The following is a 17,268-nucleotide window of genomic DNA, read 5'->3' on the forward strand; positions in this document are numbered from 1 at the left end:
CGGTATTGCTGGCACAAATCCCAAATTCGATGGTGATCGCCCCAATGCCCACGCGTACCCCCGTAGGAGCGGCGTGCAGCCGCGAAGGGGCCGGTATGGCTGGCACGCATTTCGAATTTTGTGGCGATTGGGCGGGCGCCTTCGCGGCTTTACGCCGCTCCTACAGGGATCACGTACATCTGTGGTATGGCTGGCACACATCTCGAAATTTGCGGCGATTGGGCGGGCGCCTTACGGGGATGGTGGGGTGCCGGGGGGCATCAGGGTGGCGATGAGGGCGCGGACGGTGCCGGGCAAGGCATCCAGTTCGCGGACCAGGATGCTGCGTTCGCGCACGGCCCATGGCTCGTCCAGTTCGATGGTTACCAACTGCATGGTCCGGCTGTGACGCCCGGCCGCCGACTCGGGAAGGATGCCGATGCCCACGCCCGCTTCCACCATCCGGCAGATGGCTTCGAAGCTGGAGACCTGAATGCGCAGCGACAAATTCTGCCCCATACGCTCGACATGCTCACGCAGGAAGCTGAGCAAGGTACTGCCCTCATGCAGGCCAATGTGCTGGAAGGCCAGCGTCTGCTTGAGGCTGACTTTGCCACAGCCGGCCAGCGCATGGCCCGCAGGCACCGTCAGCACCAGCCGATCCGTGCTGAAGTGCATCACCTGCAGTCCCGCCGCCTCCACCGGGCCGGCGATGATGCCCATGTCGCTGCTGCCATCGAGCACCCCGCGGACGATGTCCCGAGACAGCCGCTCTTGCAGATCCACCGACACCCCAGGTCGCCCGGCCAGAAATCCGGCCAGCACTTCAGGCAGGAACTCGGTCACCGCCGTGGTGTTGGCGAAGATGCGGATATGACCCGACGAATCCGTCCCGAAATGAGTGAACTCGGCCTTGAGATAATCCACCTGACGCATGATCAACCGCGCGTGCATCAGCAGCTTCTGCCCGGCAGGCGTCAATTCCACTCCACGGCTGTCGCGGTACAGCAGGCGGGTATCGAGCTGATTCTCCAGTGCCTTGATCCGAGCACTGGCGGCGGCCGGCGACAGAAAGGCCCGGCGCGCACCCTGGGTCAGGCTAGGGGATTCGCCGATATGAATGAAGAGACGCAAGTCAGCCAGATCAAAATGCATGGGGGTGTCCAGAGAGTGCCAGTGCGTTCAGCATAGATGAACGCTGGCTTACGCAAATGCAAATTCACAGAATGCCAGGCGCCTCCCATGATCGGCCCATAACAATACGAGCCGAGGCCGCTGGGTCATGAGTGCTGCAGATTTCTCCACCAATTACACCGCCTGGATTGGCCGCACCGAAGCCTCACAGGATGTGCTCAGTCACAACCTGATCAAGCGCATTGCGGCGACCTTTGCAGAACCCACGCCCGCTGTCGGTCAGGCACTGCCGCCGCTGTGGCAGTGGTGCTTCTTCCAGGACCCAGTGCCCGAGTGCCAACTGGGCGAAGACGGCCACCCCGCGCGCGGCGGCTTCCTGCCTCCTGCCGACAACCGCAATCGCATGTGGGCAGGGGGCCGGGTCCAGTTCATCGAGCCGCTGTTGGTCGGCGCAGCGGCTGAGCGCCTCTCCACCCTCGTTCACATCGAGGAGAAACACGGCCGCACCGGCGCCCTGCTGTTCGTTACCGTGCGCCACGACTACCTGCAAGACGGTCGACTCTGCCTACGTGAGGAGCAGGACATCGTTTACCGAGAGCCAAACCCGCCAAAGCTGACCAGCGACCAGGCGCCCCACGACGGCGAATGGAGCGAAACCATCACACCCACCCCTACCCTGCTGTTCCGCTACTCGGCCGTGACCTTCAACGGCCATCGCATTCACTACGACTACCCCTACGTGACCGACACCGAGGGCTATCCCGGCCTGGTAGTGCACGGACCGCTGATCGCCACCCTAAGCTTGCGCGCGTTCAGTCGCGCCCATCCCGATAAACGCATCCGCCAGTTCAACTACCGCGGCGTTCGCCCCCTGGCCGTGCCGACGCCTTTCCAGGTGGGCGGCCGGTTGCGCGACAACGGCACGGCGCAGATATGGGCCAGCAATGACGCCGGCATCGCCCAGCACGGCGAAGTGCTTTTCGATTGATGTACTTGTTGCCGAGCCTTGCGCTCGATCGCCACCGCTTGATCCCGAGACCACCACCATGAACCCGTATGACGACGAAGACCTCAATGCCATCCGCGAAGGCGTGCGCGCCCTGTGCGCCGAATTCGACGCCGCCTACTGGCGCCGGATCGACGAACAGAAGGGCTTTCCGGAAGCCTTCGTCAAGTCGCTGACCGACGCCGGCTGGCTGTCGGCGATGATCCCTACCGAATACGGCGGCTCGGGCCTGGGGTTGGCTGAAGCCTCGGTCATTCTTGAAGAGGTGAACGCCTGCGGTGGCAATTCAGGCACGGTTCACGGGCAGATGTACAACATGTTCACCCTCCTTCGCCACGGCAGCGAGGCACAGAAACGCCACTACCTGCCCAAGCTCGCCAGCGGCGAATTGCGTTTGCAATCGATGGCCGTCACCGAGCCCACCACGGGCACCGACACCACCAAGATCAAGACCACCGCCGTGCGTCAGGGCGACAAGTACGTCATCAATGGTCAGAAGGTATGGATCTCGCGGGTCCAGCACTCGGACCTGATGATCCTGCTGGCCCGCACCACGCCGTTGGCCGAGGTGACGAAGAAGTCCGAAGGCATGTCGATTTTCCTGGTCGACCTGCGCGAGGCCATCGGCAAGGGTCTGACGGTCCAGCCCATCGCCAATATGGTCAACCATGAAACCAACGAGCTGTTCTTCGACAACCTGGAACTGCCCGCCGACAGCCTGATCGGCGAGGAAGGCAAAGGCTTTCGCTACATCCTCGATGGGCTCAATGCCGAGCGCACGCTGATCGCCGCCGAGTGCATCGGTGACGGCCGCTGGTTCATCGCAAAGGCCAGTGCCTATGCCCGCGACCGGGTGGTGTTCGGGCGGCCCATCGGGCAGAACCAGGGTGTGCAGTTCCCCATTGCCGAGGCGCATATCGAAATCGAAGCCGCCGACCTGATGCGCTGGCGCGCCTGCCAGGAATACGACAGCGGGCAGAATGCCGGGGCCAGCGCCAACATGGCCAAGTACCTGGCGGCCAAGGCGTCCTGGGAAGCGGCCAATGCCTGCCTGCAGACCCATGGCGGCTTCGGCTTTGCCTGTGAATACGACGTGGAGCGCAAGTTTCGCGAAACCCGCCTGTACCAGGTGGCGCCCATCTCCACCAACCTGATTCTTTCCTACGTCGCCGAGCATCTGCTCGAACTGCCGCGCAGTTTCTGAGGGGCTGTCCATGAGCCACACCCAAGCGTTGTCGGCCTTTCTGGCTGACCTGCACTACGAGCAGATCCCGGCCCTTGTGCTGGATCGCACCGAGGACCTGTTTCTGGACTGGATCGGCTCGGCACTGGCCAGCCAAGGTGCGCGCCCCATACCCTTGTTCGAGCGCTACGCCGAGCGCATGGGCCCCCGCGACGGCCCGGCGAAAATTCTGGTCAGTGGCCGCAGTACCTCGCCCTACTTCGCCGCCTTGGTCAACGGCGCTTCGTCACACCTGGTCGAGCAGGATGATTTGCACAACAGCTCCGTGCTGCACCCCGCTACCGTGGTGTTCTCGGCCGTTCTGGCGGCAGCGCAGGACCTGGACAAGTCCGGCAAGGATTTACTGTTGGCGTCGGTGGCCGGCTACGAGGCGGGCATCCGCATCGGCGAATTCCTTGGCCGCTCCCACTACCGCATCTTCCATACCACCGCTACCGTCGGCACCCTCGCCGCCGCCGTCGCGGTCGGCAAGTTGCTGGCGTTCAACCAGGATCAATTCATTCATCTACTGGGTAACGCCGGCACTCAGGCGGCGGGGCTCTGGGAGTTTCTGCGCGACGCCGCCGATTCCAAACAGCTGCACACCGCCAAGGCTGCCGCCGACGGCTTGCTCGCCGCCTACATGACGGCGGACGGCCTGACCGGGGCACGCAATATCCTCGAAGGCGATCAGGGCATGGCCGCCGGGATGTCCAGCGACGCCGACCCCAGCAAACTATCGGACCGCCTGGGCACGCGCTGGGCGCTGGTGGAAACCTCGTTCAAATTTCATGCGTCCTGTCGGCACACCCACCCCGCTGCCGATGCGCTACTGCATCTGATGCAACGCGAAGGGCTGCACCATGGGCAGATTGCAACAGTCATCACCCGTGTCCACCAAGGGGCTATCGACGTCTTGGGCCGAGTGAGCAAACCCAGCACCGTGCACCAGGCGAAATTTTCCATGGGCACCGTATTGGGCCTGATCGCCGTGCACGGCAGCGCCCAGTTGATCGAGTTTCGTGACCTGGCGCTGACCGACAGCGACGTCGATGCCTTTCGCGAGAAGGTCAGCATGGCGCTGGACCCCGAAGTCGATGCGGCATACCCCTCCCGCTGGCTGGGCCGCGTGATCGTCACGACCACCGACGGGCGCACGTTGAGCGCGGCCATCGACGAACCCAAGGGCGATCCCGGCAACACCCTGTCGCGGCCGGAGCTGGAAGCCAAGTTCCAGCGGCTGCTGGCGTTCTCCGGTGCGCGCACGGTTGAACAAGGCAAGACGCTGATCGACAAGGTCTGGCATCTGCGCGACGCCCAACGCCTGGCCGATCTGATCTGACTTGACGAACAAGGTAGCAGCCATGACTCAGCTCAACCCACGTCCACTGGACGGCATCACCGTGATCAGCCTGGAACACGCCATCGCCGCACCTTTCTGCACTCGACAACTGGCCGATCTGGGTGCCCGCGTGGTGAAGGTCGAGCGCCCCGGCAGCGGCGACTTCGCCCGGGGCTACGACCAGCGCGTCGACGGCCTGGCGTCCCACTTCGTATGGACCAACCGCTCCAAGGAAAGCCTGACCCTGGACCTCAAGCATGACACTGCGCAGGCTATCCTCGAAGCCCTGCTGGGCAAGGCCGACGTACTGGTGCAGAACCTGGCACCGGGGGCGGCAGCGCGCATGGGGCTGTCCTTCGAAGCGCTGCACGAGCGATTTCCGCGGCTGATCGTCTGTGATATTTCCGGCTACGGCGAGGGTGGACCTTACGAAAGGAAAAAGGCCTATGACCTGCTGATCCAGAGCGAAGGCGGTTTTCTCTCGGTCACGGGAGGTCCGGGTGAAGACGACATGGCCAAGGCCGGCTGCTCGATTGCCGACATCGCTGCGGGAATGTACGCCTACACCGGCATCCTCTCGGCGCTGATGCTGCGCGACAAGACCGGCGTCGGCAGCCGCATCGACGTATCGATGCTCGAAAGCCTGGTGGAGTGGATGGGCTACCCGCTGTACTACGCCTACAACGGTGCCCCGCCACCAGCGCGGGCAGGCGCGGCGCATTCGACCATCTACCCCTATGGCCCCTTTCCTACCGGTGGCGGTGGCACGGTGATGCTGGGCTTGCAGAACGAGCGGGAGTGGGCGCTGTTCTGCGACAAGGTGCTGCTGGATTCGGCCCTGGCCACCGACGAGCGTTTCTCGGCCAACTTCAACCGTTCGCAGAACCGAGAGGTGCTGCGCCAGATCATCGTCGACAGTTTCGCCGCACTGTCGGTCGGGCAAGTGCTGGCGCGTCTGGAGGAGGCCCAGATCGCCAATGCCCGCGTCAACGACATGGCCGGCGTATGGGATCACCCGCAGCTCCAGGCGCGAGACCGATGGCGGCAGGTCGACAGCCCCTCGGGCCAGTTGCCGGCGCTGTTGCCGCCGGCCAGCAACGCGGCCTTCACCCCGCGCATGGAGGGCGTGCCGGGACTGGGTCAGCACACCGCGAGCATCCTTCAGGAGCTGGGCTATTCCACCGATGAGCAGGCTCGGTTGCTCGCCGCAGGTGTCGTCTGACCGTCTCTCTGGCTTTTCAAATCTGCATTGAAGGAAGTGCACACCATGGCCGAACCTGTCGTTCGTTCAGCGTTATTCGTACCGGGCAGCCGCCCCGAGCGCTTCGCCAAAGCCTTGGCCGCAGGCGCGGACGTGGTCATCGTCGACTTCGAGGATGCGGTCGAGGAGCTGCTCAAGCGCAAGGCCCGCGATAACCTCGCCGCGTTTCTGCAGCAACACCCGCACAGCTCGGTATGGGTGCGAGTCAATGCCCCGGAGCACGGGGAGCATGGCGCAGACCTGACATTCTGCAGCCAACAGCCGGGCGTGGCCGGCGTGCTGCTGCCCAAAGTCGAGAGCGCCGCTCAGGTCGCGGCGGCATCGCGCGGCGGCAAACCGGTCTGGCCGATCATCGAGAGCGCGAGGGGCCTGTTGGCGCTTGAAGAAATCGCCCATGCCCAAGGGGTCCAGCGCTTGTCCTTCGGCAGCCTCGACCTGGCGCTGGATCTGAACCTCAACACCGGCACTGCTGCAGCCCTGATGTTTCTCGATCAGGCGCGCATGGCCGTGCAGCTCCACTCCCGTGGCGCCGGTCTGTTACCGCCGCTGGACGGCGTCTACCCTGCCATCGGCGACCCGGACGGCCTGCGCCAGGCGATCAGGCATGCCTATGACATGGGCTACGGCGGCGCGCTGTGCATCCATCCCAGGCAAGTGCCGGTGATTCACGACGCATTGCTGCCCAGCCCGCAGGATCTGCAATGGGCACGCAACGTGGTCGCTGCCAGCGCCGCTGCCAAGGGCGCCGGCGCCTTTCAACTCGACGGGCAGATGGTCGATGCGCCCGTCTTGCTGCGCGCGCAGCAGTTGCTGGCACGGGCACCGGGTTAGCGGGTGGAAATGGGCGACACCCTCCCGGGCCTCGAAACACCCGGCTGTGAACAGGCAGCCCTGGTTTGCTGTCCACCGCATACGATTCCTTCGTACCCAGGTGGCGACCATGACCGACAACACCCGCCCCGCCGTACTCGAGCTGATTGGCAACACGCCGCTGGTGCGTGTCAGCCGCTTCGATACCGGCCCGTGCACGCTGTTTCTCAAACTCGAATCGCAGAACCCCGGCGGTTCGATCAAGGATCGCATTGGCCTGGCCATGATCGATGCGGCCGAACGTGACGGTCGATTGCGGCCCGGTGGCACCATCATCGAGGCCACCGCAGGCAATACTGGCCTGGGCCTGGCGCTGGTGGGTCGGGCCAAGGGCTATCGGGTGGTGCTGGTGGTGCCGGACAAGATGTCCACCGAGAAGGTCCTGCACCTCAAGGCCATGGGCGCCGAGGTGCACACCACCCGCTCGGACGTCGGCAAGGGCCACCCCGAGTACTACCAGGACATGGCCGCGCGCATCGCCGAGGACATTCCCGATGCATTCTTCGCCGACCAGTTCAACAACCCTGCTAACCCTCTGGCTCACGAGACCAGCACTGGCCCGGAGATCTGGGCCCAGACTCAGCACGATCTGGATGCGATCGTGGTGGGCGTCGGCTCGGCAGGCACCTTGACCGGTCTGACCCGCTTCTTCAAACGCGTCCAGCCGGACCTGGCCATGGTGCTGGCGGACCCCGAAGGCTCGGTGATGGCCGAGTACAGCCGCAGCGGCACCCTCGGCACGCCGGGCTCATGGGCCGTGGAAGGCATCGGCGAAGATTTCATTCCATCGATTGCCGACCTCTCCAGCGTACGCCAGGCCTACTCCATCAGTGATGAAGAAAGCTTCGATCACGCCCGGCAACTGCTGCGCGCAGAGGGCATCCTGGGGGGCTCGTCCACCGGCACGCTGCTGGCCGCGGCGCTACGCTATTGCCGGGAACAGACCGAGCCCAAGCGCGTGGTGACGTTCGTCTGCGACACCGGCACCCGCTACCTGTCCAAGGTCTATAACGACCAATGGATGAACGACCAGGGCCTGCTGCAATACAAGCACTACAACGACCTGCGCGACCTGATCGCCCGGCGCTTCGAGGATGGCCGGGTGATCAGCGTCGGGCCCGACGATACCTTGCTGACAGCCTTCCAGCGCATGCGCCTGACCGACGTCTCGCAACTCCCGGTACTCCAGGGCCAGAAGCTGATGGGGGTGATCGACGAGTCAGACATCCTGCTGGGCATGCAGCACGACCCCGCCCACTTCCACACCACGGTCGGCAGCGCCATGACCACCCACCTGCAAACGCTGCCGCCTACCGCCAGCCTGGCGCAGTTGCAGGCTGAACTGGACCGTGGCCTGGTGGCAATCATTGCCGATGAATCAGGCTTTCATGGCCTGATCACCCGCGTCGACCTGCTCAACCATCTACGGAGATCCCAGGCATGAGCCGCCACGATAAAGACGACTTCGCCACCCGCGTGATCCATGCCGGGCAGTCCCCGGACCCATCCACCGGCGCGCTCATGCCGCCGATCTACGCCAACTCGACCTATCTGCAGGAGAGCCCCGGCGTGCACAAGGGCCTGGACTACGGCCGTTCCCACAACCCCACCCGCTTCGCGCTGGAGCGCTGCGTCGCCGACCTGGAAGGTGGTACGCAGGCCTTTGCCTTCGCCTCGGGGCTGGCGGCCATCTCGACGGTGCTCGAACTGCTCGACGCCGGCAGCCATATTGTCTCGGGCAACGACGTGTACGGCGGTACCTTTCGCCTGTTCGACAAGGTGCGCCAACGCAGTGCCGGGCATCGCTTCAGCTACGTCGACCTGGCAGATATCAATGCCTTCGAAGCTTCTTTGCAACCGGACACCCGCATGGTGTGGGTGGAAACGCCCAGCAACCCCCTGCTGAGCCTGGCGGACCTGAGCGCCATCGCCCAGCTGTGCCGCGCGCGCGGCATCCTCTGCGTGGCCGACAACACCTTCGCCAGCCCGTGGATCCAGCGCCCGCTGGAGCTGGGTTTCGACATCGTGGTGCACTCCACCACCAAATACCTGAATGGACACTCCGACGTCATCGGCGGCATCGCTGTGGTCGGGCAGAATCCTGAGTTGGCCGAACGCCTGGGGTTTCTGCAGAACTCGGTAGGTGCCATCGCCGGGCCCTTCGATGCCTTCCTTACCCTGCGCGGCATCAAGACCCTGGCCCTGCGCATGGAGCGCCACTGCAGCAATGCCTTGGCGCTGGCGCAGTGGCTGGAGCAGCAGCCCCAGGTCGCCCGCGTGCATTACCCGGGCCTGCCGTCCCACCCGCAGCACGCACTGGCGCAGCGGCAGATGCGTGGCTTCGGCGGGATGATCTCCGTCGACCTGAATACCGACCTCGCCGGCGCACGGCGCTTTCTCGAAACGGTGCAGCTGTTCGCCCTCGCCGAAAGCCTGGGCGGCGTGGAAAGCCTGATCGAGCATCCGGCGATCATGACCCACGCCAGCATCCCCGCGGACATTCGTGCGCAGCTGGGCATCGGCGATGGGTTGGTGCGGTTGTCGGTGGGTGTGGAGGCGCTTGAGGACCTGCGCGCCGACCTGGCGCAGGCGTTGGGGCGGATATAGCTGGCGCGGATATAGAAGGTAGTAATGTTTGTCGCTGTGATGGCTTCTTCGCGGCTTTACGCCGCTCCTACAGGGGGCGGCGTTATGCCGAGCGCGGGCCTCAGTAGGTTACCGACGGGGTGGACAGGCGGGCCGTTTGCGGGAAGCGGTGAGGCTGCTGGCGTGCCACCTGGGCTTGTACGTGTGCGGCGGCATCGAGCACGCGTTGTGCCCAGTTCTCGTCGTCCGGACGCACCACTACCACGCGAAAGCCGTGGTCATGGCCTTCGCTCTTGACGCCCTCGGAGTCATCCACGTGCAGGTCGATATCGAAGGCCGAAGGCAGTTTGGATGGCGCATTGGCCAACCCACGCTCGGCCAGAATCTGATTGTGCACCACGCTGTTGACCACACCGTCGACGTGAATGCCGTACAGCATCAGCCAGCGGCGAATGTAGGCCGGGGTGCGGCCGGACGAGGTATAGACCCACACGCTGCAGCCCTGGCGACGCAGCTCGCGGGTCAGCGACCGAGTGCCCACGCGCAGCGGCTCGCCCAGCCAGCGATGCACGAACGCCGGCAGGCGGCTGTGCTCGGCGGCACTGTGGTGCGGCAGGCAAGCCAGGGTGTCATCGATATCGAACGAGATACGAATGCGCTGACGCTTGAAGCGGGTCATCGGCACCACGGCCTGGACGACTTGCTCCAGCTGCTTTCGAAGCAGGCGGCAGGCATTGAGCATGGCGAACTTTTTCATCGGGCTATCCCTTGGCAGGCCGCCGATTGCTTCGCGCTCAGGAAGAACTGCTTCGGGTCCGGAGCATGGTCCTCCAGAAACGCTGCGTACTTCTTCTTGATCTTGGGCAATTCGTACAAGGCCTTGACACCGTGTTTGGCTGAGTTGCGTATCACCGAGGACGGGTTGTAATAGCCCTCGGCATTGTCCAGCGCCAGCACGAACGGGGGCTTCCCTTCGCGCATCAGCAGGTAGCTGACGATCAGCGACCCACTGCGATTGTTACCCTCGATGAACAGCTGCGGCTTGCTCAGGATGCGCACATACACGCCAGCCGCTCGTTTCCATACGGATTCGTTACGGTGCGCGCAGTACCAGTTGAACAAGTCCTTGATCCCGCCTTCGACGTTGTTGAAAAAGTGCGCTTCGGTTGCTTTCAGGTGCTGCGCGAACTCGACCCTGCGTGCCGGGTCCTGGCCACACAATACGGTGGCATTGATCTCGAGCATCAGGTCCAGCTGCTGCAGATCGAACAGGTCGACACCCTGTGCCACGTAGTCGTCGATCAACGCATAGCCTGCCAGCATGTTCTGTAACACTTCGTCGGTGAAGGGATCGCGCTGCTCGGTGAAATGCCGGCTGAGCTCGGCAAATCGGCCCTGTACTTCAACCAGGGCTCGCTCTATCGCAGGCAGATCGAGGCGACGCTTTGCGGACATTAGCTTCTCGAGGTTACAGGAATGTGACAAGGCACAAAAAAAGCCCAAAGGCCGCTCGACCCGTCAGGGTCGGCAGCCTTGGCGGGCGGCGCAAAGGCTAGCTGAACTTTCCGCTGATGTAATCACCGGTCATCTGTTCACGCGGGTTCTCGAAGATCTGGGTGGTAGGGCCCATCTCCACCAGATAGCCCGTGCGTGTGCCCTGGGAAATGTCCACCGAGAAGAATGCTGTGGTGTCGGCGACACGAATGGCCTGCTGCATGTTGTGGGTCACCAGGGCGATGGTGTAGTCCTTCTTCAGCTCCACCATCAGCTCTTCCACCCGGCGTGTAGCGATCGGGTCGAGCGCCGAGCAGGGCTCGTCGAGCAACAGCACTTCCGGCTCGGTCGCGATGGCGCGGGCGATGCACAGCCGTTGCTGCTGACCACCGGAAAGCGACAGGCCGCTGACCTTGAGCTTGTCCTTCACTTCATCCCACAGCGCGGCGCCTTGCAGGGCGTGCTTGACGCGGTCGCCCAGGTCGCCCTTGTAGCGATTCAGGCGCAGGCCGAAAGCCACGTTGTCGAAAATGCTCATCGAGAACGGGTTGGGCTGCTGGAACACCATGCCGATGTAGCGGCGTACCACGACCGGGTCCACACCCTTGCCGTAGACATCCTGGCCAAGAAAGTGCACATGGCCTTCGAAACGGAAGCCCTTGACCAGGTCGTTCATGCGGTTGAGGCTGCGCAGCACGGTACTCTTGCCACAACCGGACGGGCCGATGAAACCGGTGATCTTGTTCTTTTCGATCGGCACATGGCTGTCACGCACGGCCAGGAAATTGCCGTAGAAAATCTTGTCCAGCTTGCAGTCCATGACCACTGGCGACTGGGTCTGGAGCGGGGCGACTTTTTGCGCTGATAGCTGATTCACGATTGAGGTGCTCCGTTCTCAAAACTTGGGCTTGCCGAAGATTCGGCTGACGATATTCACGATTAGCACGATCATCACCAACACCAGCGAGGCCGCCCAGGCGAGCTCGAGCTGGTTGTCGAAGGGCATGCCGGAAAAGTTGTAGATCAGCACGGCCAGCGAGGCAGTCGGGTTCATCACGGCCAGATCGCCGTTGTGGTAGATCCAGTAGTTGCTGAACAGCGCGGTGAACAACAGCGGCGCGGTTTCACCGGCGGCACGGGCCACGGCCAGCATGACGCCGGTGAGGATCGCCGGCAGGCCGGTAGGCAGCACGATTTTCCAGATGACCTGGGAGCGGGTGCAGCCCATGCCATAGGCGGCATCCTTCATGATCTTGGGCACCATCTTCATCGACTCTTCAGCCGTAAGTACCACGATGGGCAACATCAGTACCGCCAGTGCCACGCCGCCCGCAGGTGCCGAGTAGGTACCCGTGGTCATCACCACCAGCGCGTAGGCAAACACACCGGCCAGAATCGACGGCAGGCCAGTGAGCATCTTGGCGGCAAAGCGCGAGGCGTTGGCCAGTTTGCTGTCCGGGCCCAATTCAGACAGGAAGATGGCCGCCAAGATGCCGACCGGTACGGCGATTGCCGCAGCGATACCGACCATGACGAACGTACCGGCCATGGCATTGCCGAAACCACCCCCGGTTTCGAAACCGGTCGGCGGCAGTTCGGTGAAGACCTCCAGACTGAGCCGGGCACCACCCCGGGTGATCAGCATGTAGAGCACCGAAATCAACGGCACACTGGCGATCAGTGCGCCCGCCCACACCAGCGTGGTCAGCACCAGGCTGCGCAGCGCGCGGCCTTCGAACTTGCGCTGCAGGCTTGGCAGAGCGATACCTGGGGAGGAAAGATTGGTCATCACTTGGTACCCCGCTGGGCATAGACCATGATCATGGAACCGATGACGTTCACGATCAGGGTGATCAACATCAACACCAGCGCGGCATACATCAACACTTCGATTTCACTGGGGCCGGCTTCGGGGAAGTTCAGCGCCAACAGCGCAGCCAGGGTATTGGCCGGCGCAAACAGCGAGAGCGAAATGTTGTTGGCGTTGCCCACCAGCATGGCCAGGGCCATGGTTTCGCCCAGTGCGCGGCCCAGGCCCAGCACCAGTGAACCGAAGATACCGGTGGCAGCCGAAGGCACCATGACCTTGAGAATCGCTTCCCAGTGGGTGGTCCCCATGCCGTAGGCAGCCTGTTTGGTCTTCATGGGCACGGCGGTCAAGGCGTCCTGGGACACCGCGGCAATGGTCGGCAAAATCATGATGGCCAATACCAGTGCTGCAGGCAGCAGCCCCGGGCCACTCAGCGAGGTGCCGAAGAAAGGTATCCAGCCCAGCTCGCTGTTCAGCCATGCGGTCAGCGGACGGATGGCGGGGATCACCACATAGATCCCCCACAGCCCGTACACAACGCTGGGAATGGCTGCCAGCAATTCGACGATGGTACGAAACACCGCCGCGAGCTTGGCCGGAAGGAAATCCTGAGTCAGGAAGATCGCCATGCTGACACCGAACACACCGGCGATCAGCAGCGCGATCAAGGCACTGTAGAGCGTCCCCCAGATGGCCGGCAGAATGCCGTACTTGCCCTGGTTGACGTCCCATACCGAACCGAGAAGAACATCAAAGCCATGCTTTTCCATGCCTGGAAGGGCTTTGCGACCTACTTCGAATACAAGTGCAAATACCACCGCCAGGATCAGAACCACTCCCACACGCGCAAGCGCACGGAAGGCACGATCAACCAGAAAATCCTTCGTCGAAGGAGGTTTGCAGGCTGAATCCGGGTTATCCGGTACAACGAAAGGGCTGTTCATGGGTTCATTCCGGGGCGTGGAGGCAAGCCCCGACAGGCGCAGCGGTCAGTGCGCACCGATCGAGGCTTCGCGGGCATTACTGGATGTTGGCGGACGCTTTGCGAACCTGATCGACAACCGACTGAGGCAATGGGATGTAGCCCATGGAGTCAGCGATCTTCTGACCTTCGGTCAGGCTGTACTCGACCATGTCACGCATGGCCTTGGCCTTGGCCGGGTTGCCGTTGTCCTTGCGGAAGATCATCCAGGTGTAGGAAGTGATCGGGTACGACTTGGCGCCGTCCGGATCGGGCAGCCAGGCCACCAGGCTGTCTGGCATCTTCACGGCGGCCAGTGCTTCAGCACCGCTTTCAGCGTTAGGCACTACGTATTGGCCGGCCTTGTTCTGCAGCACAGCGAAGTCAACCTTGGCCAGTTTGGCGAAGCCGTATTCGATGTAACCGATAGCGCCTGGAGTCTGGCGTACGGTAGCGGTCACGCCGTCATTCTTGGGCGACTTGATGAACTTGTCGGTAGCAGGCCAGTTGACGGTGTTGCCTTCGCCCAGGTCTTGCTTGAACGCCGGGTTGATGGCCGACAGGTGCTTGGTGAATACCGCGGTAGTGCCGCTGGAGTCCGCACGTACCACGACAGTGATCGGGGTCGCTGGCAGTTTCAGCTCTGGGTTGGCGGCAACGATCTGAGGATCGTTCCACTGGGTGATCTTGCCCAGGAAGATGTTGGAGTACACATCGCGTGGCAGTTTCAGGCCCTTGGGGCTGCCTGGCAGGTTGTACGCCAGCACGATTTCGCCCGCGGTCATCGGCAGCAGTTGCGCGCCTTCGGCCACCTTGGCAATGTCTTCGTCTTTCATGGCCGAGTCGCTGGCCGCAAAATCGACGGTTTTGTTCAGGAAGTCCTGGACACCGGCACCACTCCCCTTGGACTGGTAGTCAACGGTGACGCCGTCGCTTTTCTTGCTGAAATCCTTGAACCAGGTCAGGTAGATGGGCGCTGGAAAGCTGGCGCCAGAGCCGGTCAGACGGACGTTTTCAGCAGCGAAGGCCACTGAGGTGGCGCACAGGGAAAGCGTGACGGCGAGCGCAGCGGACTTCATCAACTTTTTCATTAAAATGACTCCTTGTATTGGCGGGCTACGGCACTCTGCACCTCTTTTGTTACGCTTTTATGAAGGTCGGGTGTCAATCATGGCCAAACGCCGCAAGGCGAGGCGCGCATGGACCGCTGGCACTTAAGAAAGCATGCGCCGAGCCGATAGCCTGTGGAGTCGAATTACCTGTGCACCTCGGAGTGTCGATGCTCGCAAGTTCCTATAACAGCCTGTACGTGATGTTTTCTCTGATCGTCGCGATCCTGGCGTCCTACACCGCACTGAACATGGCCGGCCGGGTCTCGCGTACCCACGGCATGGCCTCGGCGCTCTGGTTGGCTGGCGGTTCGTTTGCCATGGGCATCGGCATCTGGTCGATGCATTTCATCGGCATGCTGGCGTTCCAGTTGCCTATCGAGCTGGGGTACGACCTGACCCTCACCGGCCTGTCGCTGCTGATCGCCATCGCCTCCTCGGCCTTCGCCCTATGGCTGGTGTGCCAGGAAGAAATGCCGCTGGTACGGCTGCTGCTGGGCGCGGTGCTGTTGGGCATGGGCATCGCCGCCATGCACTACACCGGCATGGCCGCGCTGCTGATGAACCCATCGGTGCAGTACATCCCTTCGCTGTTCGCAGCCTCGGTGGTGATCGCCGTCGTTGCGTCCGGTGCGGCGCTGTGGATCGCCTTTCGCCTGCGCGGCGAGGGTAAATACATCAATCGCGCTCGCTTCGGCGCCTCACTGGTAATGGGCTGCGCCATTGTCGGCATGCACTACACCGGCATGGCGGCCGCGCAGTTTCCAGAGGGCAGCGTGTGCGGCGCGGTCAACAGCGGCATCGACAGCAAATGGCTGGTGGTGCTGGTGATCCTGGTGACCCTGGCCGTCTGCGCCATCGCCCTGATCGTTTCGATGCTCGACGTCCGCACCAGCCTGCTGGCCAACTCGCTGGATCATGCCAACAGCGCATTGGTGCAGTTGGCCCTGCAAGACAACCTCACCGGCCTGCCCAACCGCATCCTGCTCAACGACCGGCTTGAACAGGCCATCCAGAAAGCCACCCGGCAGCAAAGCCACTTCGCTGTGCTGTTCATGGACCTGGACGGCTTCAAGGCGGTCAACGATACCTACGGCCATCACACCGGCGACCAGCTGTTGGTGGAAGTGGCACGACGCATCAATGAAGCCAAGCGGGGCGAAGACACCGTGGCGCGCCTGGGCGGCGACGAGTTCGTTCTGCTGATCGATCCGGGCGAACCGGAAGATGCGGCCGCGCTGGCGCAGCGTCTGGTGGAAAGCATCAAGGCGCCCTATGTGCTGGGCCGCCAGACCGTACACGTGTCCACCAGCGTCGGCATTGCCATCTTCCCCGACGACGGCCGCAGCAGCCATGAGCTGATGGTCAATTCCGACGCTGCCATGTACCACGCCAAGGAACAGGGCCGCGACGGCTACTGTTTCTTCGAAAAAGCCATGAACACCAACGCCCACCAGCAGTTTCAGCTGCAACAGGATCTGCGTACCGCCCTGGAGCAGAATGAGTTCATCCTGCACTTCCAGCCCAAGATGGTCGCGCCCAATGGCCCCATGACCGGCGTCGAAGCCTTGTTGCGCTGGAACAAGCCAGACGTGGGCCTGATACCTCCGGACCGCTTCCTGCCGCTGGCCGAGCGCACCGGGCTGATCGTGCCGATCGGCAATTGGGTGATCAACGAAGCCTGCCGGCAGATGGCCGAATGGCACGGGCAGGGGCGTGGCGAATGGAGCATTGCGGTCAACCTGTCTACAGTCCAACTGGCCCATTCGGGGCTGGTCGAGGTGGTGCGAACGGCCTTGCACAGCAATGGCCTGCCAGCGCATTGCCTCACCCTGGAGGTGACCGAATCCACGGCCATGCGTGATGCCGAAGCAGCGCTGATCGTGCTCGACCAACTGGCCGCATTGGGGGTCAGTATTTCCATCGACGACTTTGGTACCGGATACTCGAGCCTGCTCTACCTCAAACGCCTGCCCGCCAATGAACTGAAGATCGACCGCGGCTTCATCACCGAACTGGCCCAGGGCAACGATGACGCTGCCATCGTGTCGGCGATCGTGGCACTGGGCAAGACGCTGGGGCTGAGGATCGTTGCCGAAGGCGTGGAAACCGCCGAGCAACAGGAGATGTTGACCGACCTGGGTTGTAACGTCTTGCAGGGTTTTCTACTGGGCAGACCCATGGAAGCGCAGAGGATGCTCGACAGCCTTGGTATCGACCAGCCGGGCATGACGTGCGGCTCAGCCACTGGCATTCAAGCTGGTATCATGGCGGCATCTACCCGTGGAGTAGCACCCCATGAATCGCCAGAAGAAACTCCAGCAGCTATTCAAGGCCAAGGCCAAGAAGGCCAACGCCAAACTGGCCCCGGCCAACAGGAATCCTTACATCAGCAAGGCTGACCGTCTGAAACTGGCTGCCGAAGCCAATACCGAGGCGGTCACCGCCAGCGAGTAGGGCCGCTCATCCAAAAACGCCCTCTGCCCTGCCCTGG

Annotated in this window: 15 protein-coding genes and 1 pseudogene; 9 read left to right on the forward strand and 7 right to left on the reverse strand. The window is 62.9% G+C overall.

The features are described 5' to 3' along the window. Nucleotides 1–231: 231 nt before the first annotated feature. Entirely contained in the window at nucleotides 232–1,134 is a 903-nt protein-coding gene (locus B3397_RS04145) for a LysR family transcriptional regulator (RefSeq protein WP_296247548.1), read from the reverse strand. 127 nt (nucleotides 1,135–1,261) lie between these two features. Between B3397_RS04145 and B3397_RS04150 the strand changes: the two genes are divergently transcribed. The 7 genes from B3397_RS04150 (at nucleotide 1,262) to B3397_RS04180 (ending at nucleotide 9,421) form a co-directional block, all read left to right on the forward strand. Further along, the gene (locus B3397_RS04150; RefSeq protein ID WP_296247550.1) at nucleotides 1,262–2,101 is read left to right on the forward strand and encodes an FAS1-like dehydratase domain-containing protein; all 840 of its coding nucleotides are present in this window, start codon (nucleotides 1,262–1,264) and stop codon (nucleotides 2,099–2,101) included. 58 nt (nucleotides 2,102–2,159) lie between these two features. After that, nucleotides 2,160–3,323 carry an acyl-CoA dehydrogenase family protein gene (locus B3397_RS04155; RefSeq protein ID WP_296247552.1) on the forward strand — a complete coding sequence of 388 codons (1,164 nt, stop codon included), beginning with the start codon at nucleotides 2,160–2,162 and terminating at the stop codon, nucleotides 3,321–3,323. A gap of 10 nt (nucleotides 3,324–3,333) precedes the next feature. Next, entirely contained in the window at nucleotides 3,334–4,683 is a 1,350-nt protein-coding gene (locus B3397_RS04160) for an MmgE/PrpD family protein (RefSeq protein WP_296247554.1), read from the forward strand. Nucleotides 4,684–4,705: 22 nt separating this feature from the next. Further along, nucleotides 4,706–5,905: a CaiB/BaiF CoA transferase family protein gene (locus B3397_RS04165; protein ID WP_296247556.1), complete on the forward strand. Its 1,200-nt coding sequence runs from the start codon at nucleotides 4,706–4,708 to the stop codon at nucleotides 5,903–5,905. Between the two features lie 45 nt (nucleotides 5,906–5,950). Further along, nucleotides 5,951–6,775, forward strand: a complete 825-nt coding sequence (locus B3397_RS04170; RefSeq protein ID WP_296247557.1) for an HpcH/HpaI aldolase/citrate lyase family protein — start codon at nucleotides 5,951–5,953, stop codon at nucleotides 6,773–6,775. Nucleotides 6,776–6,884: 109 nt separating this feature from the next. Next, entirely contained in the window at nucleotides 6,885–8,258 is a 1,374-nt protein-coding gene (locus tag B3397_RS04175) for a cystathionine beta-synthase (protein WP_296247558.1), read from the forward strand. Continuing rightward, the gene (locus B3397_RS04180; RefSeq protein WP_296247560.1) at nucleotides 8,255–9,421 is read left to right on the forward strand and encodes a cystathionine gamma-synthase; all 1,167 of its coding nucleotides are present in this window, start codon (nucleotides 8,255–8,257) and stop codon (nucleotides 9,419–9,421) included. Before B3397_RS04175 ends, B3397_RS04180 begins: the two co-directional genes overlap by 4 nt. 100 nt (nucleotides 9,422–9,521) lie before the next feature. Here B3397_RS04180 and B3397_RS04185 read toward each other — a convergent pair whose 3' ends face one another. From B3397_RS04185 to pstS, 6 genes are all read right to left on the reverse strand, one after another. Further along, nucleotides 9,522–10,079, reverse strand: coding sequence for a hypothetical protein (locus B3397_RS04185; protein ID WP_296247649.1), 558 nt, complete (start codon nucleotides 10,077–10,079; stop codon nucleotides 9,522–9,524). 74 nt (nucleotides 10,080–10,153) lie between these two features. Continuing rightward, nucleotides 10,154–10,855 carry a hypothetical protein gene (locus B3397_RS04190; protein ID WP_296247562.1) on the reverse strand — a complete coding sequence of 234 codons (702 nt, stop codon included), beginning with the start codon at nucleotides 10,853–10,855 and terminating at the stop codon, nucleotides 10,154–10,156. Nucleotides 10,856–10,952: 97 nt separating this feature from the next. Further along, nucleotides 10,953–11,714 carry a phosphate ABC transporter ATP-binding protein PstB gene (gene pstB, locus B3397_RS04195; RefSeq protein ID WP_296247651.1) on the reverse strand — a complete coding sequence of 254 codons (762 nt, stop codon included), beginning with the start codon at nucleotides 11,712–11,714 and terminating at the stop codon, nucleotides 10,953–10,955. Nucleotides 11,715–11,789: 75 nt separating this feature from the next. Beyond that, on the reverse strand, nucleotides 11,790–12,683 hold the full coding sequence (pstA, locus tag B3397_RS04200; protein ID WP_296247563.1) for a phosphate ABC transporter permease PstA: 894 nt from the start codon (nucleotides 12,681–12,683) through the stop codon (nucleotides 11,790–11,792). Continuing rightward, nucleotides 12,683–13,648 carry a phosphate ABC transporter permease subunit PstC gene (gene pstC, locus B3397_RS04205; protein ID WP_296247565.1) on the reverse strand — a complete coding sequence of 322 codons (966 nt, stop codon included), beginning with the start codon at nucleotides 13,646–13,648 and terminating at the stop codon, nucleotides 12,683–12,685. The genes pstA and pstC overlap by 1 nt, the downstream gene beginning before the upstream one ends. 76 nt (nucleotides 13,649–13,724) lie before the next feature. Further along, a complete protein-coding gene (gene pstS, locus B3397_RS04210; RefSeq protein WP_296247567.1) occupies nucleotides 13,725–14,756 on the reverse strand; it encodes a phosphate ABC transporter substrate-binding protein PstS in 1,032 nt (343 codons plus the stop codon). Between the two features lie 188 nt (nucleotides 14,757–14,944). Here pstS and B3397_RS04215 point away from each other — a divergent pair, with 188 nt between their 5' ends. Together B3397_RS04215 and B3397_RS04220 are read left to right on the forward strand one after the other, a co-directional pair. Next, the gene (locus B3397_RS04215; RefSeq protein WP_296247568.1) at nucleotides 14,945–17,176 is read left to right on the forward strand and encodes a putative bifunctional diguanylate cyclase/phosphodiesterase; all 2,232 of its coding nucleotides are present in this window, start codon (nucleotides 14,945–14,947) and stop codon (nucleotides 17,174–17,176) included. Beyond that, nucleotides 17,133–17,231 (forward strand): annotated as a pseudogene (locus B3397_RS04220) (DUF2986 domain-containing protein); the annotation flags it as partial. The gene B3397_RS04215 and the pseudogene B3397_RS04220, both read left to right, overlap by 44 nt. Nucleotides 17,232–17,268 lie beyond the last annotated feature (37 nt).

The organism is Pseudomonas sp. UBA4194, from assembly GCF_002379585.1.
Taxonomy (GTDB): Bacteria; Pseudomonadota; Gammaproteobacteria; order Pseudomonadales; family Pseudomonadaceae; genus Aquipseudomonas.